This is a genomic window from Streptomyces sp. NPDC107522, assembly GCF_055657525.1.
This window is the reverse complement of the sequence record NZ_JBVKAU010000013.1, coordinates 119,278-145,503: the sequence shown is the minus strand read 5'-3', so window position 1 is coordinate 145,503 and position 26,226 is coordinate 119,278. Positions and strand designations below refer to the sequence as shown.

Here is a 26,226-nt window from a genome sequence, read left to right as displayed (position 1 = left end):
CGCCATGCGGTACCGTCCCCACCCAATGAATCTCATATGAAACTCACTCGATCGTGTGAGTTCTGTGAGGACGTTGAGACCGCACGGACGAGGAAGGCCAGAACATGGGACGCCACCGACGCTCCGCCGCCGGCCGCGCCGCCAGGGGCCGCGCCACGGGGGTCACACATACGGACGGCTCCTATGCGGAGCGCCACGACCCGCTGGACTCGTACACGAGCGACCGGCCCACGATGGGCATCGCGCCCTATCTGAACCCTGAGGCGTACGCCGAGGCCTACGCGAAGAGCGACGCATACCTCTTCGCTACGGACGACGACTACGACGCGTTCACCGATCCCAGGACGTTTCCGCCGGACGCCGACTTCGACTTCCGCGGCGACACCGCGGCCTTCGCGAGCGACGGCTTCACGCCCGACGCCGGCTCCCGGCGCCCCGGTGGCGGCTCGCGTCGCCGCCGCAAGAAGAAGGCCGTGGCGCCGGTGAAGACCGGGCTGCTCGGCGTCTCCGCGGCGGTCGCCCTGGGGACGGTCGCGGTGGCCGCGGGCATGGTGCCCGGCATCGACAACTACCAGCTCGGCGGGGGCAGCGGCACGGACAACGTGCAGGCCGCCGACACCCCGACCAACTCGCCCAGCGAACAGGGCGGCACGTCCGGCAGCGCCGAGAGCCATGACGACGGCGCCGCGACGAGCCGTGACGTCGAGCGGCCCGCTTCGCCGTCCCCGTCGACGTCGTCCGCCGCGCCGACGAAGACCCCCTCGAAGAAGCCGTCGGCCAAGCCCAGCGCGAAGCCGAAGGAGACCCCTTCGCGTACGGCCACGAAGGCGCCGGAGAGGGAGAAGACCAGCGCCCCCGTGGTGGTGTCCGCGGAGGCCGCCGCCGCGGCCGAGGTGCTGAAGCTCGTCAACGAGGAGCGCGCCCAGGTGGGCTGCAGCGCGGTCTCCGCCAACAGCGCGCTGGCCGACCTGGCCCAGGACTTCAGCGAGGACATGGCCGAGCGGGGCTTCTTCGACCACACCGACCCCACCGGGGCGTCCCCGTGGGACCGGGCCGCGAAGGCCGGCATCACCGAGCTCGGCGGCGAGAACATAGCCCGCGGCCAGGCCGACGCGGCCGCGGTGATGGAGGCCTGGATGAACAGCCCGGGCCACAAGGCCAACATCCTGAACTGCGACTTCAAGACGCTGGGCGTCGGTGTGCACTTCGGCGCCGGCGGGCCCTGGTGGACTCAGGACTTCGGCTACTAGGCGCGCACGACACCAGCGCACGCAACGGCGAGGGGCTCCCATCCGGTGACCGGGTGGGAGCCCCTCGCCGTACGTCTGCGCCGCCGTACGTCTGCGCCTACGCGGCGACCGCGGCGCGTCCGTGCGCGAACATCTTCGCCGTCTCGGCCACCCGGCGCCCCAGGTGCTCGGCCGTCGCCACGTCGGCCTTGTGGACGGCTTCCGGGCCCTGGTCGGCGTTGGTCTGGGCGGCGGCGCCGGTGAAGACGCCGAGGCGGTTGAGGTCGTTCTCGGAGCCGGCGCTGTTGTTCCAGCCGGGGAGCAGGCCGAGGTTGATCCAGTGCATGCCGAGCTGGGCGGCCAGGATCTGGAAGAACTGCAGCGTGTGCAGCTTGTCGCCGCTCTTGGAGGCGGAGTTCGTGAATCCGGCGGCCAGCTTGTCCGTCCAGGCCTGCTCGGCCCAGCGCTTCGAGGTCGCCTCGGCGAAGACGTGGAAGGCGCCGGACGCGGTGCCCATGTAGGTGGGCGAACCGAACACGATCGCGTCCGAGGCGTCGAGGGTCGCCCACTGCTCCTCGGTGATCTCGTCCACCTTGATCAGGTGCACCTCGGCACCGGCCTCGACGGCACCGGAGCGGACGGCCTCCGCGATGACGGCGGTGTGGCCGTAGCCGGAGTGGTAGGCGATGGAGACAACAGGGGTGGTCACGTACGTACTCCTGAATAGACAGCTCAGTGGTGGTGACAAAAGGAAAGCACTAACTTCTGGTTAGTGCAACCTATGGGTTAGCGCTGCGCTGGAGTACGCTTGAGGTATGGACATCACGCAGGACCGCACGGAGGCCCAGGACCTCCCGTACAACGTGTTCGCCAAGGCCTGCCCCTCGCGCGGCACGCTGGAGCACGTCACGGGCCGTTGGGGCGGTCTCACCCTCGGCGCCCTGTACGAGGGCTCGCTGCGCTTCAACGAGCTGCGCCGCCGCGTCGACGGCGTCAGCGAGAAGATGCTGTCCCAGACGCTGCACGCCCTGGAACGCGACGGCCTGGTGCACCGCGAGGCGCAGCCGACCAATCCGCCGCGTGTCGACTACGAGCTGACGCCGCTGGGGCGTGGGGTCGCCGAGCGGCTGCTGAACCTCATCCACTTCGTGGAGGGGCAGATGGACGACGTGCTCGAAGCACGCCGGCGTTACGACGAGACGCGCGGCGCCCTCTGACACTTCGGGCAGAAGTAGCTGGACCGGTTCATCCAGGGCCGGCGGCGCATCGGCGTACCGCACCGCTTGCACGGCAGGCCTTCACGGCCGTACGCGTCGAGTGACCGGTCGAAGTAGCCCGACTCGCCGTTGACGTTGACGTACAGGCTGTCGAAGCTGGTGCCGCCGACCGCGAGGGCGGCGTTCATCACGTCCCTTGTGTGGTCCAGGAGTTCGAGGGTGCGCGGGCGGGTGAAGGTCGCGGTCGGGCGGTCGTAGTGCAGGCGGGCGCGCCAAAGGGCCTCGTCCGCGTAGATGTTGCCGACGCCGCTGATCAACGACTGGTCGAGCAGCGCCCGTTTGATGGTCGTGCGCTTGCGGCGCAGGGCCTGGTGGAAGGCCTCGTCGTCGAAGAGCGGGTCGAGGGGGTCGCGGGCGATGTGCGCGATGACGTCGGGCAGGCCGCCTGAGGTGTTGTCGTGCAACGACAGGCCGCCGAAGGTGCGTTGGTCGACGAAGCGCAGCTCGGTGCCGAGGGCGTCCGCGAAGCGCACCCGGATCCTGAGGTGCTTCTCGTCGGGCGCGGTGTGCGGCTGCACCAGCAGCTGGCCGCTCATGCCGAGGTGGGCCAGGATCGACTGGTTCGTGTCCTCCAGGGGCAGCCACAGGTACTTGCCGCGGCGGCTCGGCGTGCCGATGCGGTGGCCCTTGAGGCGGTGCGCGAAGTCGTCCGCGCCCGCGATGTGACGGCGTACGGCGCGCGGGTGCAGCACCTCGGCGTCGGCGACCGTGCGGTGGGCGACCCACCGCTCCAGACCGCGCCGGACGACCTCGACCTCGGGCAACTCGGGCATGGGATCCCCCGTACACCTGCGTGGGCCCGTAGGGCCTGTTCTACACCTGCGCGGCCCGCCGGGGCCGCTGAATGGACCGAGCGCCCGCCCCACGGCGGGGTACGGGCGCTCGGATCGCGCTGTTCGGTCAGGCGGAGGCCGACGACGTGTCGGCGTCTGACTCGGCGGCATCGGCTGCCGCCTTCTTGGCGCGCTCGTCCGCCGCGGCCCGGATGGACCGCCATGCGGACTCGGCGGCCTGCTGCTCCGCCTCCTTCTTGCTGCGGCCGGTGCCGGTGCCGTACGAGACGCCTCCGACGCGGGCGGCAGCAGTGAAGGTCTTCTCGTGATCGGGGCCGGTCTCCGTGACCAGGTACTCGGGGACGCCGAGGCCTTCGGTCGCGGTGAGCTCCTGGAGACTGGTCTTCCAGTCCAGGCCGGCTCCGAGGTTCGAGGACTTCTCGATCAGGGGGTCGAACAGGCGGTGCACCAGCTCCGCCGCCGAGTCCAGGCCCTGGTCGAGATAGACCGCGCCGATCACCGCTTCCAGGGTGTCGGCGAGGATGGACGCCTTGTCCCGGCCGCCCGTGCCCTCTTCACCGCGGCCGAGCCGGATGAAGGAGCCCAGGTCGAGCCCACGGCCGACCTCCGCCAGCGCACGCGAGTTGACCACCGCGGCCCGCAGCTTGGCCAGCTGGCCTTCGGGCAGGTCGGGGTGGGTTCGGTACAGCGTGTCCGTGACCACGAGGCCGAGGACGGAGTCCCCGAGGAACTCCAGGCGCTCGTTGGTCGGCAGGCCGCCGTTCTCGTATGCGTAAGAGCGGTGCGTCAGCGCGCGCACCAGAAGGGCGGACTCGAGCTTGTACCCGAGCCGCCCTTCCAACAGCGTGTGGGACGAGGCCTGGTTGTCCGCCTTCTTCCTGGCGTTTGGGTCCGCCTTGGCGTCATCCGCCTTCTTCGGGGTGGACACAGTGCCTCTCACCAGCCGCTCAGACCTCGAGGACCTGGCGCTTGTTGTAGGTGCCGCAAGACGGGCACGCGATGTGCTGCTGCTTGGGCTCGTGGCAGCGCTCGCACGCAACCAGGGTGGGGACCGCAGCCTTCCACTGCGACCGGCGGTGGCGCGTGTTGCTGCGCGACATCTTCCGCTTCGGAACAGCCACGGCTACTTCTCCTGCTTCTCGTCGACGCCCGCTTCGGCGCCGCTCATCTCGTCCTTATCGCCGGATTCGAGCGAACCGGCGAGTCCCTGCAGTGCCGCCCAACGGATGTCGACGGCGTCATGGTGGTGGTCCGGGTCGTCCGCAAGGCGTGCCCCGCACTCGGCGCACAGACCTGGGCAGTCTTCCTGGCACACCGGCTGCATCGGCAGTGCGAGCACCACCGCATCGCGCAGCACGGGTTCGAGGTCGAACAGGCCGTCCTCGAGAAAGAGCCTGTCCTCGTCGTCCTCGGCGTCGTCGCCGGGTTCCGCACCGTGGTGGTGGCGGCCCCGATCGTCGGCGTCAGGGTACGAGAACATCTCCTGGAATTCCGCTTCGACGTCGAGCTGAAGCGGCTCCAGACACCTTACGCACTCCCCCTCGGCCTGTGCACGGGCGGTGCCTGTGACAAGCACCCCTTCCATGACCGACTCGAGCCGGAGTTCGAGCTCCACCGGGGCGCCTTCCGGCACCCCGATCACTCCCTGGATACCGAGGTCCTTGGGAGCGTCGACCTCGCGGGTCAGGCGCTGCAGCGCACCAGGCCGCCGACCCAGCTCGTGTGTGTCGAACACGAGAGGGTTGCGGTGGTCGAGGCGGGCTGTCACGCCATTCCTGCTTTCGATCTGCTGAGCTCAGGGGGTCACTGCCCTGCGGTGTTCCCGGGCAGCGTTGATCGCGGACGTACGCGCGACCGAAGAGCCAGGATACTGGACCTTTCGCTCACGGCCCAATCCGGTGGCTCTTTACTGGCCCCGCCCCTGCTCGTAGGCCCGCAGCTGCTCGGCACTGATCATGCTGGTGTCGAAGAGGCTGGTCTCGTCGAGGGCGTAGCCCTGGTTGCCCTGCGCGGTCTGCTGCGGGGTCTGGGCCTGCTGCTGGGCCTGGTTCGGGTCGTAGGCGGCCTGCTGGGCGGCGTAGCCCTGGTAGGCGTAGGGATCGGCCTGCTGGTAGCCGTACGGGTCCTGCTGGCCGCCGTACTGCTGCTGGTAGCCGTACGGGTCCGCGGTCTGCTGCTGGTAGCCGTACGCCGGCTGCACCGCCTGCTGGTCGTACGGCTGCTGCGCCGGTACGGCGGCCTGCTCGGCCGGGGCCGCCGGGGCGTCCTGCTCCGCCAGCGCGGCGAGGTCGGCGAGGTAGTCGGCGTCGCTGGAGTGCTGGACGGTGCTCGTGTCGTCGGCGAGGGCACCGAGGTCGTCGGTGGCGATACGGCCGTGCAGTTTCTGCCGGCCGCGGCCTACGGCCTCCAGGGTCTTGGCCAGGACCGCCTCGAAGGCGCCGAGCTTGACGTCGACGTACTCGTCGGCCGTGCGGCGCAGGGTCTCGGGGTCGTGGCTGCGCTCGGGGGCGTCCTCGTCCTCGTAGCCCTGCTCGTCGGTGCCGGGGCCGGTGCCGAGGAGCTTCTCGCGGCCGCGGCCGACGGAGCCGAGGGTCTTGGTGAGGACGACCTCGAAGTTGGCGAGCTTGGAGTCGACGTAGTCGTCGGCCTCCGCGCGGATCTCCTCGGCCTCCTTGCGGGCCTCGGCGAGGATGCGGTCGGCCTCGGCCTGGGAGCGGCGGGCGACCTCGGTGTCGGAGATCAGGGAGCCGCGCTCGGCGTGCGCGCCCTGGATGATCCGCTCGGCCTCCTGGCGGGCCTGCTCGACCATCTGCTCACGGTCGCCGATCAGCTCCTGGGCCTGGGCGAGGGAGCCGGGCAGGGCCTCGCGGACCTCTTCCAGCATCGAGAGCAGTTCGGCGCGGTTGACCACGCACGAGGCCGACATGGGCATCGACCGGGCACCGGAGACCGCGGCCACGATCTCGTCGAGCTTCTTCTGCACGTCCACCTGTGCTCGCCACTCTCTACAGCTGTGTTGGAGACGGACGGGACGACTGTAGCCCCATCAGTCCTTGCGCAGGCGCTTGTTGAGTGCCTCGAGGACCGCCGGGGGCACCAGGTGGGAGACGTCGCCGCCCCAGGTGGCGACCTCCTTGACCAGGGAGGAGGACAGGAAGCTGTAGGTGGGGTTGGTCGGCACGAAGAGCGTCTCCACGCCCGACAGGCCGTTGTTCATCTGGGCCATCTGCAGCTCGTAGTCGAAGTCGCTGACGGCGCGGAGGCCCTTGACGATGGCCGGGATGTCGCGCTGCTTGCAGAAGTCGACCAGGAGGCCGTGGAAGGCCTCGACGCGGACGTTCCCGTACTCGGCCGTGACCTGGCGGATCAGGTCGAGCCGCTCGTCGACCTCGAACAGGCCCTTCTTGGCCTTGTTGATCATGACGGCGACATAGACTTCGTCGTACAGCCTGGAGGCTCGGGAAATGATGTCGAGATGTCCGTTGGTGATCGGGTCGAACGACCCGGGACAGACGGCGCGGCGCACTTGTGATCCCTCGCTCTCCGGTCCGGTCATCGTGCGTCTTCGCACGTAGAGGCGGCGCGACCGTACCAAAACGTTCCCTCGCCGTAACGACGGGCCCGGATCGCCTCGAAGCCGTCCGGCCATCTGAATTCGCCGCCTCTGGTGCTGCGCTCCACGGTGACGAGAGCGTCCGGGGTGAGCCAGCCCCCAGAGCGGAGTGTGAGCAGAATCTCGCGAAGATCGTGATCTGTGACTCGGTACGGGGGGTCCAGGAAGACGATGTCGTACGGCTCGGCCGGCGGCGGTGACTGGATGATCTGTTCGGCTTTGCCCGCGATGACTTGAGCGCCGGGGAGGCCGAGATTCTTGACGTTCTCCCGGACGGTGCGGGCCGCTCGCGCGTCGGACTCGACGAGGAGGGTGTGGCTCGCGCCGCGGGAGAGCGCCTCCAGACCTACGGCGCCGGAGCCTGCGTAGAGGTCGAGGACCCGCTCGCCGTCCAGCGGGCCGCCCAGGAGGGACTGCCAGGTGGAGAACAAGCCCTCGCGTGCGCGGTCGGAGGTAGGGCGGGTACCGGTCCCTGGCGGGACGGCGAGGCGACGTCCGCCGGCTGCGCCGGCGATCACGCGGGTCATCTTTGTTCCTTGGTTGTGGGCGGCTGCAGGTTCATTGTGGCTGGTCGCGCAGTTCCCCGCGCCCCTATCGGGGCGCCTCCGGTCACCCCTTTTCCAAGTACTGCTCCCGTTCCTCGTCCAAGAGGGCGTCCAGAGCCGTCCGCAGACCGGGAAGCTGCGTCAGCTCCGGGTCCGCGGCCACCAGCGTCGCCGCCTCATCCCTCGCCTCGGCGATGATCTCCTCGTCCTCGATCACCGCCAGGACCCGCAGGCTGGACCGCGCACCCGACTGGGCCTGCCCCAGGACGTCGCCCTCGCGGCGTTGTTCCAGGTCGATGCGGGAGAGCTCGAAGCCGTCGAGGGCGGAGGCGACGGCGTTGAGGCGCTGGCGGGCGGCGCTGGCCTCCGGCATCTCGGTGACCAGGAGGCAGAGACCGGGCGCGGAGCCTCGGCCCACGCGGCCGCGCAGCTGGTGGAGCTGGGAGACGCCGAAGCGGTCGGCATCCATGATCACCATCGCCGTGGCGTTGGGGACGTTCACGCCGACCTCGATGACCGTCGTGGCGACCAGGACGTCGGTCTCGCCGGCGGCGAAGCGGCGCATGACGGCGTCCTTGTCGTCGGGGTGCATCCGGCCGTGCAGGACCTCGACCCTGAGGCCGCTCAGCGGGCCCTTGGAGAGCTGGTCCGCCACGTCGAGGACCGCGAGCGGTGGGCGCTTCTCGGCCTCGTCCTCGGGGGACTTCTTCTTGGCGCTCTTCTTCGGGTCGTCCTCCTCGTCGCCGATGCGGGGGCAGACGACGTACGCCTGATGGCCGTTGCCGACCTCCTCGCGCACCCGCTCCCAGGCGCGGGCGAGGAAGTGGGGCTTGTCGGCGGCCGGGACGACGTGGCTGGCGATCGGCGAGCGGCCGGCCGGGAGCTGGTCGAGGACCGAGGTCTCCAGGTCGCCGAAGACGGTCATGGCGACCGTGCGCGGGATGGGGGTCGCGGTCATGACGAGCAGATGCGGGGGCTGCTTGCCCTTGCCGCGCAGGGCGTCGCGCTGTTCGACGCCGAAGCGGTGCTGTTCGTCCACGACGACCAGGCCGAGGTCGTGGAACTGCACCTTGTCCTCGATCAACGCGTGCGTGCCGATCACGATCCCGGCCTCTCCGGTGACCAGGTCGAGCAGCGCCTGACGGCGGGCGGCAGCTCCCATGGAGCCGGTCAGCAGGACCACCTTGGTGGCCTGGTCGGCCCCACCCAGCATCCCGCCCTCGGCCAGTTCGCCCATCATCTCGACGACGGAGCGGTGGTGCTGCTGGGCCAGCACTTCGGTGGGCGCGAGCATCGCGGCCTGACCGCCCGCGTCGACTACGGCGAGCATGGCGCGCAGCGCCACCATTGTCTTTCCCGAACCCACCTCTCCCTGCAGCAACCGGTGCATCGGGTGCTCGGTCGCCAGGTCGTCGAAGATCTCCTTCGAGACCTTCTGCTGCCCCTCGGTGAGGGTGAAGGGGAGGCGGTCGTCGAAGGCCGCCAGGAGGCCCTTCGGCTTGGGCTTGCGGGCCACCGCCGGAAGTTGGGCGTCCGCGTGGCGGCGGCGGGCGAGGGCGACCTGGAGGACGAAGGCCTCGTCCCACTTGAGGCGCGAGCGGGCGTCCTCGATGTCCGCCTTGGTGTGCGGGCGGTGGATCTTGAGGAGAGCCTCGGGGAGGGAGACCAGGCCGCGGCCTTCGCGCAGGGAGTCCGGGAGGGGGTCGACGGCCTCCTGGGCGCTGGGGAGGACCGTCTGGATCGCCTTGCCGATCTTCCAGGACTCCAGCTTGGCGGTGGCCGGATAGATGGGGATCAGGGCGCCCGCCCAGGTCTCCACGGTCTCCTCCGAGTCACCGCGCAGCAACTCGTACGCCGGATGCGCCAGTTGCAGGCGGCGGTTGAAGACGGAGACCTTGCCCGCGAACATCGCGCGTGTGCCCGGCAGGAGCTCCTTGTGGGGCTTGTGAACGCCGTTGCCGAAGAAGACCAGTTGGAGGCGGCCGCTGCCGTCCGTGATCGTGACTTCGAGGCGCTGGCCCTTGCCCCGGGGGGCCTTGGTGGAGGCGAAGGTGTGCAGGCGGGCGTCGGCGACCTGGGCGACCACGGTGACGTGTTCGTCCATGGGGAGGTCGGCGAGGTGGGTGAGCTGGCCGCGCTCCTCGTATCTGCGGGGGTAGTGGTGCAGGAGGTCGCCGACGGTGTGCAGGCCGAGGTGCTCGGCCATCACCTTCGCGGTGGGAGGGCCGAGCACTTTCTTCAGTGGTTCTTCCAGTGCGGGCACGAGATCCATTCCACACCACGGCACTGACAATGCCGTAGCGGCCGCGGCGGCCGCGTAGGTAAACGTCCCGGAAACCCCTGGTCAGACGGCTCGCTCCGCCCTAGGATGGCGCGCTCCGGCCATCCTTTCCGCGGTCACCGCCTCACCGGGGCCGCCCGACCCCGCGCCGTCGCGAAGTCCCCCAACGGCGCAGCGACGATGGACTCCCAGACCTCACAGTCATCCCAGGCACCTCAGCCGTCCCAGTCACCTCATACGTTCCAGGTCGACCTGCGCGGTCTGGTGGACCTGCTCTCCCATCACCTCTACTCCAGCCCGAAGGTCTATCTGCGCGAGCTGCTGCAGAACGCCGTCGACGCCATCACCGCCAGACGCGCCGAGGAGCCGGGCGCGCCGGCCAAGGTGCGGCTGTACGCCGACGGAGGCACCCTGCGGGTCGAGGACTCCGGGGTCGGGCTCACCGAGGCGGATGTGCACGACCTCCTCGCGACGATCGGGCGCAGCTCCAAGCGTGCCGAGGGGTTGCAGGAGGCCCGGTCCGACTTCCTGGGGCAGTTCGGCATCGGGCTCCTGGCCTGTTTCGTGGTCGCCGAGCGGATCCGGGTGGTCAGCCGCAGCGCCCGTACGCCGGACGCGGCTCCGGTGGAGTGGACGGCGACGGACGACGGCTCGTACACCGTGCGGACGCTGCCGGACGACGCCCGTCCCGAACCGGGCACCACCGTGCATCTGGTGGCGCGGGCCGGGGCTGCCGAATGGCTGGCCGAGGACCGCGTGCTCGCGCTGGCGCGGGACTTCGGCTCGCTGCTGCCGTACGACGTACGGGTCGGTGGCGAGGCGGTCACCGACCTGCCGCCGCCCTGGGACCGGTCGTACCCCTCCCCCGCCACCCGGAGGGTGGCCCTGGCCCGGCACTGTCACGACCTGTTCGGCTTCACTCCGCTGTACTCGATCGCGCTGGACGTGCCGCTCGCGGGGCTCAGGGGCGTGGCGTACGTCCTTCCCTCGGCGGTCAGCCCGGCCCAGCGGGCGGGTCACCGCGTCCACCTCAAGGGCATGCTGCTGACCGAGCGGGCCGAACAGCTGCTGCCCGACTGGGCGTTCTTCGTGCGGTGCGTGCTCGACACGGACAGCCTGCGGCCCACGGCCTCGCGCGAGGCGCTGTACGAGGACGAGACCCTGGCGGCCGTACGGGAAGCGCTGGGCGAAAGGATTCGGTCCTGGCTGACCGGACTGGCGGCCGGTGATCCGGAACGGCTCGCTGCCTTCCTGTCCGTGCACCACCTGGGCGTGAAGTCCCTCGCGCGGCACGACAGGGAGATGCTGCGCACGATGCTGCCGTGGCTGCCGTTCGAGACGACCGACGGGCGGCTGTCCCTGGAGGAGTTCGCGCAGCGGCACCCGGTGGTGCACTTCACGCGGACCGTCGAGGAGTACCGGCAGGTGGCGCCGATCGCGTCCGCGCAGGGCGTCGGGGTGATCAACGGCGGTTACACGTACGACAGTGAGCTCATCGAGGCACTGCCTTCGGTACGGCCCGGGACGGTCGTCGCCGAGCTGGACGCGGACACCGTGACCGCGCACCTGGACTCCGTCGATCCGGCAGAGGAACTGGCCCTGTCCGGCTTCCTGGCGGCCGCGCGGGCGAAGCTCGACCCGCTGGGCTGTGATGTCGTATTGCGCGCCTTCCATCCGCTGTCCGTGCCCGCGCTGCACCTCGACGACCGGGCGGCCCGGCACGAGCAGGCCCGCGCGGAGGCGGAGGAGCAGGCCGACGACCTGTGGGCGGGCATCCTCGGCTCGCTGCGCGGCAGCGCCCCACGCGCGCGTCTTGTGCTCAACCACCTGAACCCACTGATCCGGAGGATCAGTTCCCTGGGCGATCCGGAGCTGATCGGCACGGCCACCGAGTCCCTGTACGGGCAGGCGCTGCTGATGGCGCAGCGTCCGCTCAGGCCCGCCGACTCGGCGCTGCTGAACCGGGCCTTCATCGGTCTGCTGGAGTGGGCCACGAACGGCGAGGAGGGCCGCCGATGAGCGGAATCGACGGGATCCCGGCCTTGGACTCGCTGCGCCGGGCGATGGCGGAGAACTCCGACGAACCGGAGGGTCCCGCCCGCAACGCGCGCGCGGAGCAGCTCCTCGCCGAGGCCGAGAAGCTGAACATCCCGCTCGCCGTGATCGAGGCGCTCGGACACCAGCTGAAGGTCTACAACTACAGCTCCGAGAAGGACAAGATGTTCGTCCCCTTCGCGCGTCTGCTGCGCATGTGGGACGAGCGCCCCGAGGACTTCGACGAGTACGAGACGCACACACTGCACTGGGTCTTCAAGTGGATGTCGTCCGGCATGCTCGACCAGCCGCACATCCCGCTGGCCTCGGTCGAGAAGTGGCTCGGCGAGATGGAGCACCGCTACCGGCTCGCCGGGCACTCCGAACGGGCGGTGCGCAGCGCCGAGTTCAGTGTGGCCGCGCATGTCGGGGACGTGGCGCGGGCCGAGCGGGCGTACGGCGCCTGGCTGGCCGCCGACCGGGACAGCATGGCCGACTGCCACGCGTGCGAGCTGCACGGGCAGGGCTGGTGGCAGGCGGAGCGGGGCCGGGACGCCGAGGCGCTCGAGCTGTGGCGGCCGGTCCTGGAGGGCGAGTTCACGTGCGCCCACGAGCCGCACACGGTCCTCGCCTCCTCCTTGGTGCCGCTGCTGCGCCTGGGCCGTGCGGACGAGGCCCGCGCCAACCATCTGCGGGGCTTCCGGCTCGTGCGGCCCATGGAGAGCATGCGCGGCGCGTACGCCGACCACGTGGAGTTCTGCGCGCTGACCGGCAACGAGGCGCGTGGCCTGGAGCTGCTCGCGGAGCGACCGGCGTACTTCACGGACGACGGGCATCCGCGCAGCAAGCTGGAGTTCATGACGGTGGTGACCCTGCTCATGGACCGCCTGGCCGCGCTCGGGCTGGGCGATCAGCAGGTGCCCGGTCCGGCGGGCCGTACCTGGACCGCTCGTGAACTCGCCGCCCACGCGCGCGGGGAGGCCCTGGCGCTGGCGGCGCGCTTCGACGAGCGCAACGGCACGACGCACATCAGCGAACGGGCACGCGGGCGTATGGAGCAGCGGCCACTGGTGGAACGGCTGCCGCTGGGGGTGCGTACGGCGGCACGGCCGACGCCGGTTCCCACGCCCGCCCCCGCCGCCGCCGAGGACACGCACACCCGGCCCGATCTGCCCACGCTGATCGCCGAGGCACGGCGGCTGTCGGACACCCTGCAGCCGAACGCCGTCGAGGCCTGGGCGGCCGTCTCCCGGGCCGCCGAGGGCGTCGAGCCGGCCGCCCTCGACCGCGCCGAGATCGCCGACCACCGGGCGATGGACCTGGGCCCCGAGGGCATCCCCCTCTTCGAGGAGGCCGCCGAGCTGTACGCGGAGGCGGGCGACCCCGGGGAGGCCCTGGCCGCACGCGCGCGTGGAGCGTACGTACGCGCGCTTACGGGCGAGGTGCCTGAGGCCCTGACGACGATCGCCGACCTGTACGACCAGGTCCTCGCGCTGTACGCCGAGGACGGAACGGGCGTGCGGCAGACGGCGGCCGTGCTGATGAGCCGGGCGCGGATCCTGATGCGCCGGGTGCACGAGGCCGAGGACGCGGTGGCGCAAGCGGTCCTCACCGAGGCCGAGACCGCCGCCCGTGAGGTGCTCGCGCTCGTCGACGGGCGGGTCGGGGACGACGTACGGCTCGCCTCGCGGGCCGCGGAGGCGCAGGCGATGCTCGCGGAGCTGGCGGCGCTCACCGGGGACGTGGAGGGGGCCGCGGGGCTGTTCGCGCGGGCCTCGGCGGCGTTCGTCGGGGCGGGGCTGCCATGGTTCGCGGTGGAGTACGAGGCCCGGCTGGCCGGGCTCGCCCACCATCTCGGCGACACGGCCGAGGCCGAGCGGGCGCTGCGGGCGGCCCTGGAGCACGGCGGGCCGCATCTGGAGGCCCCTGGGCGGGCCCAGCTGCACCTCCAGCTGGCCGAGGTGCTCGGCGGCAGGGGGCTGTCCGAGGAGGCCGCCGAACACGCCCTGGAAGCGGCGCACTGGGCCGACGAGGCGGGCGAGAGCCGCACGCTGGGCGCCTGGGCGCGGCACCAGCTCGGCGGGTTCCTGCTGCGGCAGGGGCGGTTCGCCGAGGCCGCCGAGGTGCTGGAGTCGGCGCTGCCCGACCTCAGCGCCGAGACGCACGGCGACGGGGCGGTCGTGCAGACGCAGTGGTGGCTCGGGGACTGCCTGAGCGAGCTCGGCGAACACCGCGCGGCGGCCGAACGCCGGCTGCAGGCGGCCGAGATCGCCCGGCACTGGCCCGAGCAGCACGACCACGCCACGCTCGCCCACCTCGCCGCCGAGTCCCTCGGCCACGCCGGTCTGCTCGTCGAGGCGGACGAGGCCTACACGCGCGCGGGCACCCTGTGGCGCGATCTCGGCAACGTCCACGGCCTCGTCCGCTCCCTGCGCGCCCGCGCGTGGCTCGCGTTGCGGGTGGAGGACCGGGACGACAGGGCGTACGAGTTGATGGCGAGCGCGGTCCGCGAGTGCGCCGCGGCACTGGACGCGGCGGCCGACGAGGAGTCCCGGCGGCGGCTCACCGCCGAACTCGGCCACACCCACCGCCAGTTCGGCGACCTGCTCGCTCGTTCCGCCGCGGAGGACGCCGAGGACGAGTCGATCCGGGAGGCTCTGGAGGAGGCGCTGTCCCAGGTGACGCAAGCCATCACGGTGTTCGCCTCCCTCGGTGACGACGCCCTGCACAGCCGTACCGGAGCCGAACTCGCGGCAGGCTGGCTGGAGGCCGACCTGAGCCGCCCGGACCGGGCAGCGGCACGCGCGCGTGCGGTGCTGACTGCGTACGACGGCGCTGACGAGGACGACGAGGCGGCTCACGAGCGGCGGGCGGAGGCGGGGCAGATGCTTCAGGTGGTGGAGGAGCCGGACGCGGAGTGAGGCCCGTCCGGGGCCCCAGGGCCCGTCCCACGGCGCTCCCGCCGCCAAGCTCACTCCACAGCTCTCCCGCCGCCCGGCTCACTCCACGCCGATGAGGAGCAGCGCCCCTTGCCGCCCGCCCCGGTACACCACCGTGTCGACGGCGAGATACGACTCACGCACGCGTGCCTCCAGGTGCTCGGCGATCGCCTCGGGCGCATCGTCGCCGAGGACGAGGGTGACGAGCTCACCGCCGGCCGAGAGCATGCGGTCGAGGACCGTCTCAGCGGTGGCCGTGACGTCCGAGCCGATCACGGCCACGTCGCCGTCGACGAGGCCGAGGACGTCTCCGGCCTGGCAGATGCCGGCCATGGTCCAGGACTGGCGCTCGGCGACGGCGACCTCGGCGTAGCGGGTCGCGCCCGCCGCCGAGGTCATCGACACGACGTCCTCGTCGAAGCGCCGTTCGGGCTCGTGCACGGCGAGCGCCGCGATGCCCTGGACGGCCGAGCGGGTCGGGATCAGCGCCACGCGGATGCCCTCCGCGCGGGCCTGTTCGGCCGCCGCGGCCGCGGTGTGGCGCAGTTCGGGGTCGTTGGGCAGCAGCACGACCTCGCGCGCGTGGGCGCGTCGTACGGCGTCGACGAGTTCCCCGCTCGCGGGCGGCTCCCCGGGGCGCGCGAGGACGGTGGTTGCGCCGGCCTCGCGGTACAGCCCGTCCAGGCCCTCACCGGGCACGACGGCGACGACGGCACGCTGGGCACGCTCCCGGGGCGGCCGCTCGCCGCCAGTGGTGTGCACATCACCGGCGCCGAAGTGGGTGATCCGGATCCGGTACGGCCGCCCGGCCTCGACTCCGGCTTCCACGGCGGCCCCGGCGTCGTCGACGTGCACGTGCACGTTCCACAGCCCGTCCCCGCCCACGATCACGAGCGAGTCCCCGAGGCCGTCGAGCCGCTCCCGCAGCCGCGCCACGGCCGCGTCCTCGGCCTCCAGCAGGTAGATCACCTCGAAGGCGGGGCCGCCCGTCCGCGGGGCGTCGCCGCAGTCCTCGACATCGGCGAGAAAGGCGCTGTCGCCGGCAGCAGGGGCCGTATGCGAACCGCTCTCCACGCGCGCGTGCGCCTCGGAGACCGCCTCCCCCGTGAACGTCTCCACCAGCGCGCCCAGCACCGCCACCAGCCCCCGCCCACCGGCGTCGACCACTCCCGCGCGCTGCAGGACCGCCAGCTGCGCGGGCGTCGCGGCCAGCGCCGCCCGCGCCCCCTCGTAGGCCGCCCGCGCGACCGCCCCGCAGTCGTCGCCCTCGGCCCCACCGGCCGCGTCGGCGGCGGCCGAGGCGACCGTGAGGACCGTGCCCTCGACGGGGTGGGCCACGGCCTGGCGGGCGGAGTCGGCCGCGTGCCGCAGGGCGAGGCGGAGACCGGATCCGTCGGTGTGAGCCGTCTCACCGTCCGTGGCGAGCACCTGGGCCATGCCGCGCAGCAGCTGGGCGAGGATCGTCCCGGAGTTCCCCCGGGCGCCTATCAGCGCCCCGTGCGCCATCGCGCGGGCGGCGTCCGCCAGGGTGGGCTTTCCGACGTCGTACGCGGTGAACACGGCCTCCACCGCCGCGACCGCCGACTCCACCGTCAGATACAGGTTCGTCCCGGTGTCCCCGTCGGCCACGGGATAGACGTTGATCGCGTCGATCTCCTCACGCGCGCGACCGAGCGACTCCAGCGCGAGGCCGCACCAGGTGCGCACCGCGAGAGCATCGAAGAATGTCTGCGGCACCTGCGCCACCTGCGCCTCCCTAGGGCCTGTCTTTCGGATCAGCTCGGCGTCGCGGGGCCTGGTGCGCACATCTGCGGCGTTGTCGTCGGTCGCCGACGCTCCGCGTCGACTCCCTCCTCCGCCTTGCAGCTGCACGCACCAGGCCCCGCTCGGGTCAGCCAAGATGCACCGCTCGTTGCAGCCGACCTGATCCGAAAGACAGGCCCTGGACTGCTGGACGTGGGACGCAGCGTAGACCCAGAGCCGGTACCCGCCGGAAGAGGGCCGAGCGCGGGCCCCTGAGCAGCCATGGTAGTTTCGTTGTACTGGCGCAGTCGTTGTATGCTGCTCCGGTTGCCCGATCCTGATCGGGCCATTCCCCTGGCAACGCCACTCAGATCTCTGATCCTAGATCTTGATCCCGGCCTGCCGGGATCAACCGTAAGTGCATCTGAAGTCTTTGGAGTGACCCGTGGCTGCCAACTGCGACGTCTGCGGCAAGGGGCCGGGCTTCGGCAACAACATCTCGCACTCGCACCGCCGTACGTCCCGCCGCTGGAACCCGAACATCCAGCGCGTCCGTACCGTGGTCGGCGGGACGCCGAAGCGCGTGAACGCCTGCACCTCGTGCATCAAGGCCGGCAAGGTCTCGCGCTGACGCTCAGCTGAGCGCGCGGCCACCGCTGGTTCGCCGCACGAAGCCGGTCCACCTCAGGTGGACCGGCTTTTTGCTGTGCCAAAAACCAACCAGCCCAAGATCAGGCCGTCCTGAACCGCCACCCGTGATCCACCGGCCCGATCCCCCCGCCGAGCGCGAACCCGGCCTTGATCGCCCCCGTGACGTACGCCTTCGCCGCCGCCACCGCCTCCGGCACCGACAGCCCCTTCGCGAGCCCCGAGGCGATCGCGGAGGCGAGCGTGCACCCGGTCCCGTGGGTGTGCCGGTTGTCGTGCCGGGGCGCCCGCAGCCAGTGCTCCTCGGAGCCGTCCGTGAGTAGATCCACGGCGTCCCCGGGCAGATGCCCGCCCTTGATCAGCACCCACCGCGGTCCGTACGCCAGAACGGCCGCCGCGGCGTCCCGCAGCTGCTCCTCCGCCTCGACGTGCACGCCCGTCAGCTGCGCCACCTCGTCCAGGTTCGGCGTCGCCACGGTCGCCACCGGCAGCAGCTTCGTACGCATCGAGTCGAGCGCGGAAGCCGCGAGCAGCGAGTCCCCGTGCTTGGAGACCCCCACCGGGTCGATCACCGCCGGCGCGTTCGTCCCGCCGATCAACTCGGCCACCGTCTCGACCAGTTCGGCCGACGCGAGCATCCCCGTCTTGATCGCCTGTACGCCGATGTCGTCGACGACACTGCGGTACTGGGCCCGCACGGCCTCCACCGGGAGCTCCCAGGCCCCCTGCACGCCAAGGGAGTTCTGGGCCGTGACCGCGGTGATGACGCTCATGCCGTGCACGCCGAGCGCGAGCATCGTCTTCAGGTCGGCCTGAATGCCCGCGCCACCGCCGGAGTCGGAGCCCGCCACCGTAAGGACGTTCGGGATCATGACTCGATGCCCCCGCCGAAGTGGTCCCAGCCGCCCTTCTTGGTCCACGGCGCCCCGTCCACCGTCACCTGGGGCAGCGCCGAGGGGTTGAGGACCTCGCCGATGACCTTCCAGCGGGCCGGAAGCTTCACGTCCGGCGGGAAGGTGGCCACGATCGCGTGGTCCTCTCCCCCGGTCAGCACCCACTGCATGGGGTCGACGCCGACGGCCTGCCCGATGTCGTTCATCTGGGTCGGGATGTCGATCGCGCCCGAACGGATGTCGATACGGACCTTGCTCGCCTCGGCGATGTGCCCGAGGTCGGCGATCAGTCCGTCGCTCACGTCGCACATCGCGGTCGCGCCGAGCCCCGCGGCGGCCGGACCCGCGTGATACGGCGGCTCGGGGCGCCGGTGCGCCTCCACGAAGGCGCGCGGCGAGCGGAAACCGCGGGCCAGCACGGCGTATCCGGCGGCGGACCAGCCCAGCCAGCCGGTCACGGCGACGAGGTCTCCGGGCTGCGCGCCGGCCCGTGTCACGGGCTCCTGGTTGCGCAGATCGCCGAGCGCGGTGATCGACACCATGATGGTGTCGCCCCGTACGACGTCCCCGCCGACCACCGAGGCGCCCGCGACCTGGCACTCGTCGCGCAGCCCGTCCATCAGCTCGCTCGGCCAGGTCACCGGGAGTTCGGCCGGCACGACCAGGCCGAGCAGCAACGCGGTCGGTACGGCGCCCATGGCGGCGATGTCCGCGAGGTTCTGCGCGGCGGCCTTGCGGCCGACGTCGTAGGCCGTGGACCAGTCGCGGCGGAAGTGCCGCCCTTCCAGCAGGATGTCGGTGCTGGCCACCACCCTGCGGTCGGGCGCGGCCACCACCGCGGCGTCGTCGCCGGGGCCGACCCGGACCGCCGGGGTGGTGGTGAGACGGGAGGTGAGCTCCCTGATGAGCCCGAACTCACCGAGCTCACCAACAGTGCCCTTCATTACCCTTACGCCCCTTCTGTCCCTGTCCGCACCCGGTCGCGCGTCACTACTGGCCTCGCTACGGTCGAGGTGTACGTCAACTTCTGTCGTGCCTGCACCCCGGCGCGCAAGCCCCGGCCACCGCAGGTCTCCCCGCGGCGAGCGGCGACGCGATACCGTGGCGTTCCTTTTCCCCACATGATCCTCGTGGCCGCCCTGGAGGTTCCGTGGTACAGGCGTACATCCTGATCCAGACGGAGGTCGGCAAGGCGTCGACCGTCGCCGAGACGATCAGCAAGATCCCTGGAGTCATCCAGGCCGAGGACGTGACGGGACCGTACGACGTCATCGTGCGCGCCCAGGCCGACACAGTCGACGACCTGGGTCGCATGGTGGTCGCGAAGGTCCAGCAAGTGGACGGCATCACCCGCACCCTGACCTGCCCGGTCGTACATCTGTAGCCCCCGTCTACCCTTGGCCGGTGAACGTTTTCCGTCACCGGCACACTTCTGTCCTCGGGCTGCCCGCGCTCGTCCTGCTGATCACCGCCGCGGGCTGCTCATCAGCAGACGACAGCGCAGCGACGGCGGTTCCCAGCCCCGGCGCGAAGGCCGGGCAGCTGTGCCGGAACCTCGACAAGGTACTGCCGGCCAAGGTGGACGGTGAGAGCCGTGCGGACCCCTCGCCCGCATCCGCGCTGACCGCGGGCTGGGGGGACCCGGCGATCATACTGCGGTGCGGTGTACCACGACCGCCCAAGATGCTCTACCCCAAGGTGGCCGAGGGGCGGGACCCGGACGCGGTGGCCGGTGGCGTGGAAGGCGTCAAGTGGCTGATGGAGAAGCAGGACGGCGGGGGGTACCGGTTCACGACCGCGAGCCGCCTCGCATACGTCGAGGTCACCGTGCCGAAGGACCGGGACAGCTCGGGTGTGCTGATCGACCTGGCCGCGGCCGTCAAGAAGGCGATCCCCGAAGGGATCGCCAACTGAACTGTGATCAATGAACGGTGATCACTGAACCGTACGGCTCTTACCTGAGCCCGGTGGACCGCCTCAAGGCCGCCTGGATCAGCTGGTCGACCAGGTCCGGGTAGCTGATCCCGCTCGCCTGCCACATCTGCGGGTACATCGAGATCGGCGTGAAGCCGGGCATCGTGTTGATCTCGTTGATCACGAACTCCCCGTCCTCGGTGAGGAAGAAGTCCGCGCGCACCAGACCCTCGCAGGAGGCCGCCTCGAAGGCGTCCACGGCCAGCCGCTGCACCTCGGCCGTCTCCTCCGGCGTCAGCGGCGCCGGCACGATCCCAGGGGTCGAGTCGATGTACTTGGCCTCGAAGTCGTAGTACGCGTGCGTGTCCGGCGGCGGGATCTCGGCCGGTACGGAGGCACGCGGGCCGTCCTCGAACTCCAGCACCCCGCACTCGATCTCACGGCCGCGCAGCGCCGCCTCGACGAGGATCTTCGGGTCGTGCCGCTGGGCCTCGGCGATCGCCTCGTCCAGGCCGGACAGGTCCTCGACCTTGGTGATGCCGATCGACGAACCCGCGCGCGCGGGCTTCACGAAGAGCGGCCAGCCGTGATCGCCGGCGAGATCGATGATCTTCTTGCGGGCGGCGGCCTCGTCCTGCTCCCACTCGCGCGGCCGGATCACGACGTACGGGCCCACCTTGAGCCCGAACGAGGTGAACACCCGCTTCATGTACTCCTTGTCCTGGCCGACGGCCGAGGCGAGCACGCCGGAGCCGACGTACGGCACCCCGGAGAGCTCCAGGAGGCCCTGGAGGGTGCCGTCCTCGCCGTACGGGCCGTGGAGCACCGGGAAGACGACGTCGATCTCGCCGAGGGCCTTGGGCACCGATCCGGGCTCGCTGTAGACGACTTCGCGGTTCGCCGGGTCGACGGGGAGCACCACGCCGCCCTCGCCGGAGTCGGTGAGATCCTCGACCTCGGGCGTACGGCGATCGGTGATCGCCATCCGCTCGGGTTCGTCCGCGGTGAGCACCCAGCGGCCTTCCCGTGTGATGCCGATCGGCAGGACGTCGTACTTCGCCCGGTCGATCGCGCGCAGTACGGCGCCGGCGGTGACCATGGAGATCCCGTGCTCGGAGCTGCGACCGCCGAACACGACGGCCACACGCGGCTTGCGGGGCGGCTGGCCAGGGCTCTGGGGGAGGTTCTCGGTGCTCATATCGCGTTGAGAGTACCCGGTGGTAGGGGCCGGAGTCAGCGTCCGTTGACGGTGGCGGTTCGTGCAGCGCCCCTTCAGGGGCGCGGGGCTCTGTCGATGTGCGGCTCCGCCGCGCGGGCGCGACCAGCCCCCACGGCGCCGCACCCGCCAGACGGCACACCCCGGCACCCCCAGCGGAGCGCCTAGCGTCGTTCCGGCTTCGCGCTGCGCGACATCAGCTCCTTGAGGGCGACCACCGGCGGCTTGCCCTCATGGACGATTCCCACGACCGTCTCCGTGATGGGCATGTCGACGCCGTGCCGGCGGGCCAGATCCAGCACGGACTCACAGGACTTGACGCCCTCGGCGGTCTGCTTGGTGACCGCGATGGTCTCCTCCAGGGTCATGCCCTTGCCGAGGTTGGTGCCGAAGGTGTGGTTGCGGGACAGCGGCGAGGAACAGGTCGCCACCAGGTCGCCGAGGCCGGCGAGACCGGCGAACGTCAGTGGGTTGGCGCCGAGCGCGACCCCGAGCCGGGCGGTCTCCGCCAGGCCGCGGGTGATGAGCGAGCCCTTGGCGTTGTCGCCGAGCCCCATGCCGTCCGCGATGCCGACGGCGAGGCCGATGACGTTCTTCACGGCACCGCCCAGCTCGCAGCCGACCACGTCGGTCTCTGTGTACGGCCGGAAGTACGGCGTGTGGCAAGCCGACTGGAGCCGCTGGGCGACGGCCTCGTCCGTGCAGGCGACCACCGCGGCGGCCGGCATACGGGCCGCGATCTCACGCGCGAGGTTGGGTCCGGTGACCACGGCGATGCGGTCCTGGCCGACCTTGGCGACGTCCTCGATGACCTCGCTCATCCGCATCGCGGAGCCGAGTTCGACGCCCTTCATCAGGGAGACGAGAACCGTGCCGGGCGCGAGCAGCGGGGTCCATTCTGCGAGGTTGCCGCGCAAGGTCTGCGAGGGAATCGCGAGGACGGTGAAGTCGGCACCGTGCGTGGCCTCGGCGGCGTCCGGTGTCGCCCGCAGGTTCTCCGGGAGTTCGACGCCGGGGAGGTAGTCGGGGTTCGTACGGGTGGAGTTGACCGCTTCCGCGAGGTCGGCGCGGCGGGCCCACAGGGTCACCTCGCAGCCGGCGTCGGCGAGCACCATGCCGAAGGCGGTGCCCCACGATCCCGTGCCCATGACGGCCGCCTTGACGGGCTTGCTCACGTGCCCTGCCCCTCTTCCTGCTCGGCCTTCACCTGCTGCGCCTGCCGGTGCTGCGCGGCGGTCCTGCGCCGCTGCTCGATGCGCTCCTGACGCGGGTCGTACGGCGTCTCGGGCGCCTTCTCGCCGCGGATCTCCTCCAGCTGGCAGGTGATGGCGGCCATGATGACCTCGGTCGCCTCCTTCAGCAGGTCCGGGGTCATCTCCTTGTCGTAGAACCGCGACAGGTCCACGGGCGGGCCCGCGAGCACCCGGTGGGTCTTGCGCGGAAGGAGGTTGGGCTTCTTGGCGTACGGCGGCAGCAGTTCGTTGGCGCCCCACTGCGCGACCGGGATCACCGGGCACTTGGTCTGCAGGGCAACGCGGGCGGCGCCGGTCTTGCCGGTCATGGGCCACTGGTTCGGGTCGCGGGTGATGGTGCCCTCGGGGTAGAACGCGACGCACTCGCCGCGCTCCACGGCGTCGATCGCGGCCCGGAAGGCGCTCAGCGCGTCCGTGGTCTCCCGGTAGACGGGGATCTGCCCGGTGCCACGCATCGCGGCGCCGACGAATCCCTTCTTGAAAAGCCCGCTCTTCGCGAGGAATCGCGGGACCCGGCCGGTGTTGTACTGAAAGTGCGCGTACGCGAAGGGATCGATGTGCGAATTGTGGTTCACCGCGGTGATAAATCCGCCCTCGGCCGGAATGTGCTCCATTCCACGCCAGTCCCGCTTGATCAGAACCACCAGCGGCGGTTTGCAGATCACCGCGGCGAAGCGGTACCAGAAGCCGATTCTGCGGCGGGGCACGCGGACACCTTCCTCTAGGGATCAAGGACATCGGGCCGGGGGGCCGCACAAGTGTCGCCCCAGGCCGCCGGTCTGTCGAGAACACCGTACGCCCGCCCGTCTCCCACCCCCACCCTTCCAAGGAGCTTCGCACCCCTCCCACTGCCCCAACCGCCAGATGCCCGTGGTGACGGCTGAGTGACAATGGCCGCGACAAGAGAGGGACGTAACGCTCGTGCAGTGGACCTTGGTCATACCCCTGAAGCCCTTGGCGCGGGCGAAGAGCAGGCTCTCGGACACCGCGGCGGACGGGCTGCGCCCGGGCCTGGCCCTCGCGTTCGCCCAGGACACGGTGACGGCGGCCCTGGCCTGCCCCGCGGTGAAGGATGTGGCAGTCGTCACGGACGACACCGTGGCCGGCCGCGAGCTGGGCGCCCTCGGCGCGCACATCGTCCCCGACGAGCCGGGCGACGGCCTGAACGCGGCGCTGGCCCACGGGGCGGCGCTCGTACGCTCGTCCCGCCCCGAAAGCGCCGTAGCGGCCCTGAACGCCGACCTCCCCGCCCTGCGCCCCCTGGAATTGGCCCGGGTCCTCGACGCGGCGACGGAATTCCCCCGCGCTTTTCTCCCGGACGCCGCGGCAATCGGCACGACCTTGCTGGCCGCGGCCCCCGGACATGAATTGCTCCCCGCATTCGGCGAGGATTCCCGGGCCCGTCATCGCGCGTCGGGGGCCGTGGAACTCTCCCTCACCGACGTGGACTCCGTACGCCAGGACGTGGACACCGGCGACGACCTGCGCACGGCGCTGGCGCTGGGGGTGGGGCCGCGTACGGCGGCGATGGCGGCACGCCTGCTGATCACGGGGCAATAGCCGGCGCCCCGAAGGGGCGCAGGGGTCAAGGGCGCGGGGCTGTATCGATATGCGGCTCCGCCGGGCGGGCGCGACCAGCCCCAACGGCGCCGCAGCCGCAAGGCGACACCTCGCGGCACCCCAGCAGAGCGCATACGCTGACCACCATGCAGGCCACCGCATATACCTACGACGCCGACACCCGCACCGGCAGCGTCCTCCTCGACGACGGCACCCCCATCCCCTTCGACGCCCCGGCGTTCGACGCGGGCGCCCTGCGGCTGCTGCGCCCCGGCCAACGGGTCCGCATCGAAACGGAGGGCGAGGGCGAAGCCCTGCGGATCACGCTGGTAACACTGCAGACCCTCTGAACACGCCGCGGGCCGGGCTCCCCAAGGAGTCCGGCCCGGCGCGTGAGTGCCCTTGCGGTCGGTTTACCTGCTGCGGGTGCTGGCCCTCTTGGCGGTCGACTTGCGCGCCGTCGACTTCTTGGCGGGCGCCTTCTTGGCGGTCGCCTTCTTCGCCGGGGCCTTCTTGGCCGTCGCCTTCTTGGCGGTGGTCTTCTTCGCCGCGGTGGTCTTGGCCGCCGTCGTGGTCTTCTTCGCCGGCGCCTTCTTCGCGGTGGTCTTCTTGGCGGCGGCCGTGGTCTTCTTGGCCGTCGTCTTCTTCGCGGTCGTCTTCTTCGCCGCGGCCGCCTTGGTGGTCTTCTTCGCGGCGGCCTTCTTGACCGTCGCCGCGGCACCACCGGTCAGGCTGCCCTTGGGCGCCTTCTTGACGGCGACCTCGCCGCCCCGCGGGAGCTTCTTCGAGCCACTGACCAGGTCCTTGAAGCCCTGACCCGCACGGAAGCGCGGAACGGAGGTCTTCTTGACCCGAACCCGCTCGCCCGTCTGGGGGTTACGGGCGTAACGAGCCGGGCGGTCGACCTTCTCGAACGAACCGAAGCCGGTGACCGAGACCCGCTCACCCGCGACGACCGCGCGGACGATCGCGTCCAGTACGTGGTCGACAGCCTCGGCGGCCTGCTGGCGGCCGCCCATCTTGTCGGCAATCGCTTCTACGAGCTGCGCCTTGTTCACGTCTTCCCCTTCGGAGACATCGCCAGAACGAAAGTGTTCAAGCTTTTTCGCACGTTAGGCAGATATATACCGCAAATCAAACACGAAACGGGCTAATCACCCTTGTGCCGCAACAGACTCGGCGATCTCGAAGGTGTTCAGCGTTCCTCTTCGGGGAATCGCCCCTCGTCGAGGTCCGCGATGAACCGCTCCAGACGCCTTGTCGCTTCGGCGACGTCGTGCTTGGCCGCGGCCGTAATGACCAGCAGCTTCCGGGTCAGCGCCATCCGTACGCCCTCCGGGACTTGCAGTGCGCGCACTCTTGCGTGCGCTTCCTTGAGTTGGACCGCGACCGCCGCATAGAGCTCGAGTTGGCCGTCGTGTTCCATGCACAGATTGTGCCATCTGGGGCGAGTTGTCGCCTGCCAGGGGTGCAACTCCGGCCTCAAATGGCCTTCCGGGCACTTGCGGAAGCCACGGCTACAGCACTCGCGTACCCCAACAACCCCCTTCGTAACGTGGGAAGTTGAGCCCGGCACCGAACCGCGCAGGGCCGTTCGGGTGCAGACATGGCAGTACCCCCGATCGGGGCTGATCGGGGGTACTGAGGGGGTGTTGCGGTGTCCGAAAGTCGCCTTGCGCGCGGGCCTCGGATCAGACCTCGAGCGTGCGCGGCTTGAACGACGGCCGCTTCGCCTCGTAGGCGGCGATGTCGGCCTCGTTCTGCAGGGTGATCGAGATGTCGTCGAGGCCGTTCAGCAGCCGCCAGCGGGAGTTCTCGTCCAGCTCGAAGGAGGCGGTGATGCCCTCGGCCCGCACCTCACGAGCCTCAAGGTCCACGGTGACCTCAGCAGTCGCGTCCTTCTCGGTGAGCTCCCACAGCGCATCCACGATCTTCTGCTCCAGAACCACCGTGAGCAGGCCGTTCTTGAGCGAGTTGCCGCGGAAGATGTCCGCGAAGCGCGAGGAGATGACGGCCTTGAAGCCGTAGTTCTGCAGCGCCCACACGGCGTGCTCACGGGAGGAACCGGTGCCGAAGTCGGGACCGGCCACCAGCACCGTGGCGCCCTGTCGCTCGGGCTGGTTGAGGATGAAGCTCTCGTCCTTGCGCCAGGCCTCGAACAGCCCGTCCTCGAAGCCGTCCCGGGTCACCTTCTTGAGCCAGTGAGCAGGGATGATCTGGTCGGTGTCGACGTTGGAGCGGCGCAGCGGGACGGCCCGGCCGGTGTGCGTGGTGAATGCTTCCATGA

Annotated in this window: 27 protein-coding genes; 9 read left to right on the top strand and 18 right to left on the bottom strand. The window is 70.8% G+C overall.

Translation table 11 applies throughout. The annotated features are described in order from the left end of the window. Positions 1-104: 104 nt before the first annotated feature. A complete protein-coding gene (locus ACZ7L6_RS32400) occupies positions 105-1,250 on the top strand; it encodes a CAP domain-containing protein (protein ID WP_471930076.1) in 1,146 nt (381 codons plus the stop codon). A gap of 97 nt (positions 1,251-1,347) precedes the next feature. On the opposite strand, the gene ACZ7L6_RS32395 is transcribed toward ACZ7L6_RS32400, so the two are convergent. Further along, positions 1,348-1,938 (bottom strand): flavodoxin family protein, encoded by a 591-nt coding sequence (locus ACZ7L6_RS32395; protein WP_471930074.1) that lies wholly within the window; start codon positions 1,936-1,938, stop codon positions 1,348-1,350. A gap of 106 nt (positions 1,939-2,044) precedes the next feature. Here ACZ7L6_RS32395 and ACZ7L6_RS32390 point away from each other — a divergent pair, with 106 nt between their 5' ends. Beyond that, entirely contained in the window at positions 2,045-2,446 is a 402-nt protein-coding gene (locus ACZ7L6_RS32390) for a winged helix-turn-helix transcriptional regulator (protein ID WP_471930072.1), read from the top strand. Here the strand turns inward: ACZ7L6_RS32390 and mutM are convergent. From mutM to recG, 8 genes are all read right to left on the bottom strand, one after another. Next, positions 2,419-3,279 (bottom strand): bifunctional DNA-formamidopyrimidine glycosylase/DNA-(apurinic or apyrimidinic site) lyase, encoded by an 861-nt coding sequence (gene mutM, locus ACZ7L6_RS32385; RefSeq protein WP_471930070.1) that lies wholly within the window; start codon positions 3,277-3,279, stop codon positions 2,419-2,421. The genes ACZ7L6_RS32390 and mutM overlap by 28 nt on opposite strands. Positions 3,280-3,406: 127 nt before the next feature. Continuing rightward, entirely contained in the window at positions 3,407-4,240 is an 834-nt protein-coding gene (gene rnc / locus ACZ7L6_RS32380; RefSeq protein WP_433048377.1) for a ribonuclease III, read from the bottom strand. A gap of 7 nt (positions 4,241-4,247) precedes the next feature. Further along, entirely contained in the window at positions 4,248-4,421 is a 174-nt protein-coding gene (gene rpmF, locus ACZ7L6_RS32375) for a 50S ribosomal protein L32 (RefSeq protein WP_003951102.1), read from the bottom strand. A 2-nt stretch (positions 4,422-4,423) separates the two neighbouring features. Beyond that, positions 4,424-5,068 (bottom strand): YceD family protein, encoded by a 645-nt coding sequence (locus ACZ7L6_RS32370; RefSeq protein WP_471930068.1) that lies wholly within the window; start codon positions 5,066-5,068, stop codon positions 4,424-4,426. 138 nt (positions 5,069-5,206) lie between these two features. Next, positions 5,207-6,289: an ATP synthase F0 subunit B gene (locus ACZ7L6_RS32365; protein ID WP_471930066.1), complete on the bottom strand. Its 1,083-nt coding sequence runs from the start codon at positions 6,287-6,289 to the stop codon at positions 5,207-5,209. A 57-nt stretch (positions 6,290-6,346) separates the two neighbouring features. Continuing rightward, complete coding sequence (gene coaD, locus ACZ7L6_RS32360; protein ID WP_433048368.1) at positions 6,347-6,826, bottom strand: pantetheine-phosphate adenylyltransferase; 480 nt, start codon at positions 6,824-6,826, stop codon at positions 6,347-6,349. A gap of 26 nt (positions 6,827-6,852) precedes the next feature. Further along, on the bottom strand, positions 6,853-7,440 hold the full coding sequence (rsmD, locus tag ACZ7L6_RS32355; RefSeq protein ID WP_471930063.1) for a 16S rRNA (guanine(966)-N(2))-methyltransferase RsmD: 588 nt from the start codon (positions 7,438-7,440) through the stop codon (positions 6,853-6,855). Positions 7,441-7,522: 82 nt separating this feature from the next. Continuing rightward, positions 7,523-9,730 carry an ATP-dependent DNA helicase RecG gene (gene recG, locus ACZ7L6_RS32350; protein ID WP_471930061.1) on the bottom strand — a complete coding sequence of 736 codons (2,208 nt, stop codon included), beginning with the start codon at positions 9,728-9,730 and terminating at the stop codon, positions 7,523-7,525. A 189-nt stretch (positions 9,731-9,919) separates the two neighbouring features. Here recG and ACZ7L6_RS32345 point away from each other — a divergent pair, with 189 nt between their 5' ends. Both ACZ7L6_RS32345 and ACZ7L6_RS32340 read left to right on the top strand, forming a co-directional pair. Further along, entirely contained in the window at positions 9,920-11,758 is a 1,839-nt protein-coding gene (locus ACZ7L6_RS32345) for an HSP90 family protein (RefSeq protein WP_471930059.1), read from the top strand. Continuing rightward, positions 11,755-14,694 carry a tetratricopeptide repeat protein gene (locus tag ACZ7L6_RS32340; protein WP_471930057.1) on the top strand — a complete coding sequence of 980 codons (2,940 nt, stop codon included), beginning with the start codon at positions 11,755-11,757 and terminating at the stop codon, positions 14,692-14,694. Before ACZ7L6_RS32345 ends, ACZ7L6_RS32340 begins: the two co-directional genes overlap by 4 nt. 78 nt (positions 14,695-14,772) lie before the next feature. Here the strand turns inward: ACZ7L6_RS32340 and ACZ7L6_RS32335 are convergent, their stop codons facing one another. Beyond that, positions 14,773-16,458: a DAK2 domain-containing protein gene (locus tag ACZ7L6_RS32335; protein WP_471930055.1), complete on the bottom strand. Its 1,686-nt coding sequence runs from the start codon at positions 16,456-16,458 to the stop codon at positions 14,773-14,775. Between the two features lie 442 nt (positions 16,459-16,900). Here ACZ7L6_RS32335 and rpmB point away from each other — a divergent pair, with 442 nt between their 5' ends. Beyond that, complete coding sequence (gene rpmB / locus ACZ7L6_RS32330) at positions 16,901-17,086, top strand: 50S ribosomal protein L28 (protein ID WP_003993230.1); 186 nt, start codon at positions 16,901-16,903, stop codon at positions 17,084-17,086. Positions 17,087-17,186: 100 nt separating this feature from the next. Here rpmB and thiD read toward each other — a convergent pair whose 3' ends face one another. Further along, complete coding sequence (gene thiD / locus ACZ7L6_RS32325) at positions 17,187-17,975, bottom strand: bifunctional hydroxymethylpyrimidine kinase/phosphomethylpyrimidine kinase (protein WP_471930053.1); 789 nt, start codon at positions 17,973-17,975, stop codon at positions 17,187-17,189. Then, the gene (locus ACZ7L6_RS32320; protein WP_031485172.1) at positions 17,972-18,940 is read right to left on the bottom strand and encodes a thiamine-phosphate kinase; all 969 of its coding nucleotides are present in this window, start codon (positions 18,938-18,940) and stop codon (positions 17,972-17,974) included. Before ACZ7L6_RS32320 ends, thiD begins: the two co-directional genes overlap by 4 nt. Before the next feature lie 206 nt (positions 18,941-19,146). Here ACZ7L6_RS32320 and ACZ7L6_RS32315 point away from each other — a divergent pair, with 206 nt between their 5' ends. Together ACZ7L6_RS32315 and ACZ7L6_RS32310 are read left to right on the top strand one after the other, a co-directional pair. Further along, positions 19,147-19,380: an Lrp/AsnC family transcriptional regulator gene (locus ACZ7L6_RS32315; protein ID WP_003997603.1), complete on the top strand. Its 234-nt coding sequence runs from the start codon at positions 19,147-19,149 to the stop codon at positions 19,378-19,380. 20 nt (positions 19,381-19,400) lie between these two features. Then, positions 19,401-19,910 carry a DUF3515 domain-containing protein gene (locus tag ACZ7L6_RS32310; RefSeq protein WP_471930051.1) on the top strand — a complete coding sequence of 170 codons (510 nt, stop codon included), beginning with the start codon at positions 19,401-19,403 and terminating at the stop codon, positions 19,908-19,910. A 40-nt stretch (positions 19,911-19,950) separates the two neighbouring features. On the opposite strand, the gene ACZ7L6_RS32305 is transcribed toward ACZ7L6_RS32310, so the two are convergent. From ACZ7L6_RS32305 to ACZ7L6_RS32295, 3 genes are all read right to left on the bottom strand, one after another. Then, positions 19,951-21,108: a D-alanine--D-alanine ligase family protein gene (locus tag ACZ7L6_RS32305; RefSeq protein WP_471930049.1), complete on the bottom strand. Its 1,158-nt coding sequence runs from the start codon at positions 21,106-21,108 to the stop codon at positions 19,951-19,953. Positions 21,109-21,290: 182 nt separating this feature from the next. Then, positions 21,291-22,301, bottom strand: a complete 1,011-nt coding sequence (locus ACZ7L6_RS32300) for an NAD(P)H-dependent glycerol-3-phosphate dehydrogenase (RefSeq protein WP_433048340.1) — start codon at positions 22,299-22,301, stop codon at positions 21,291-21,293. Next, positions 22,298-23,086, bottom strand: a complete 789-nt coding sequence (locus tag ACZ7L6_RS32295; protein ID WP_471930047.1) for a lysophospholipid acyltransferase family protein — start codon at positions 23,084-23,086, stop codon at positions 22,298-22,300. The genes ACZ7L6_RS32300 and ACZ7L6_RS32295 overlap by 4 nt, the downstream gene beginning before the upstream one ends. A 214-nt stretch (positions 23,087-23,300) precedes the next feature. Between ACZ7L6_RS32295 and cofC the strand changes: the two genes are divergently transcribed. Both cofC and ACZ7L6_RS32285 read left to right on the top strand, forming a co-directional pair. Continuing rightward, positions 23,301-23,939, top strand: a complete 639-nt coding sequence (gene cofC, locus ACZ7L6_RS32290; protein WP_471930045.1) for a 2-phospho-L-lactate guanylyltransferase — start codon at positions 23,301-23,303, stop codon at positions 23,937-23,939. 146 nt (positions 23,940-24,085) lie between these two features. Further along, on the top strand, positions 24,086-24,289 hold the full coding sequence (locus tag ACZ7L6_RS32285) for a hypothetical protein (protein WP_471930043.1): 204 nt from the start codon (positions 24,086-24,088) through the stop codon (positions 24,287-24,289). A 63-nt stretch (positions 24,290-24,352) separates the two neighbouring features. Here ACZ7L6_RS32285 and ACZ7L6_RS32280 read toward each other — a convergent pair whose 3' ends face one another. From ACZ7L6_RS32280 to leuD, 3 genes are all read right to left on the bottom strand, one after another. Further along, entirely contained in the window at positions 24,353-24,997 is a 645-nt protein-coding gene (locus ACZ7L6_RS32280; protein ID WP_433048328.1) for an HU family DNA-binding protein, read from the bottom strand. A 137-nt stretch (positions 24,998-25,134) separates the two neighbouring features. Continuing rightward, on the bottom strand, positions 25,135-25,365 hold the full coding sequence (locus tag ACZ7L6_RS32275) for an SCO5555 family protein (protein ID WP_471930041.1): 231 nt from the start codon (positions 25,363-25,365) through the stop codon (positions 25,135-25,137). Positions 25,366-25,630: 265 nt separating this feature from the next. Next, on the bottom strand, positions 25,631-26,224 hold the full coding sequence (leuD, locus tag ACZ7L6_RS32270) for a 3-isopropylmalate dehydratase small subunit (protein WP_471930039.1): 594 nt from the start codon (positions 26,222-26,224) through the stop codon (positions 25,631-25,633). Positions 26,225-26,226 lie beyond the last annotated feature (2 nt).

Excerpts from the sequence above, each read along its gene's own strand:
- ACZ7L6_RS32390 (WP_471930072.1), top strand. The coding sequence starts at position 2,045 with ATGGACATCACGCAGGACCGCACGGAGGCCCAGGACCTCCCGTACAAC.
- ACZ7L6_RS32400 (WP_471930076.1), top strand. The coding sequence starts at position 105 with ATGGGACGCCACCGACGCTCCGCCGCCGGCCGCGCCGCCAGGGGCCGC.
- rsmD (WP_471930063.1), bottom strand. The coding sequence starts at position 7,440 with ATGACCCGCGTGATCGCCGGCGCAGCCGGCGGACGTCGCCTCGCCGTC.
- leuD (WP_471930039.1), bottom strand. The coding sequence starts at position 26,224 with ATGGAAGCATTCACCACGCACACCGGCCGGGCCGTCCCGCTGCGCCGC.
- ACZ7L6_RS32320 (WP_031485172.1), bottom strand. The coding sequence starts at position 18,940 with ATGAAGGGCACTGTTGGTGAGCTCGGTGAGTTCGGGCTCATCAGGGAG.
- mutM (WP_471930070.1), bottom strand. The coding sequence starts at position 3,279 with ATGCCCGAGTTGCCCGAGGTCGAGGTCGTCCGGCGCGGTCTGGAGCGG.
- ACZ7L6_RS32305 (WP_471930049.1), bottom strand. The coding sequence starts at position 21,108 with ATGAGCACCGAGAACCTCCCCCAGAGCCCTGGCCAGCCGCCCCGCAAG.
- ACZ7L6_RS32340 (WP_471930057.1), top strand. The coding sequence starts at position 11,755 with ATGAGCGGAATCGACGGGATCCCGGCCTTGGACTCGCTGCGCCGGGCG.
- ACZ7L6_RS32285 (WP_471930043.1), top strand. The coding sequence starts at position 24,086 with ATGCAGGCCACCGCATATACCTACGACGCCGACACCCGCACCGGCAGC.
- ACZ7L6_RS32345 (WP_471930059.1), top strand. The coding sequence starts at position 9,920 with ATGGACTCCCAGACCTCACAGTCATCCCAGGCACCTCAGCCGTCCCAG.
- ACZ7L6_RS32275 (WP_471930041.1), bottom strand. The coding sequence starts at position 25,365 with ATGGAACACGACGGCCAACTCGAGCTCTATGCGGCGGTCGCGGTCCAA.
- recG (WP_471930061.1), bottom strand. The coding sequence starts at position 9,730 with ATGGATCTCGTGCCCGCACTGGAAGAACCACTGAAGAAAGTGCTCGGC.
- thiD (WP_471930053.1), bottom strand. The coding sequence starts at position 17,975 with ATGATCCCGAACGTCCTTACGGTGGCGGGCTCCGACTCCGGCGGTGGC.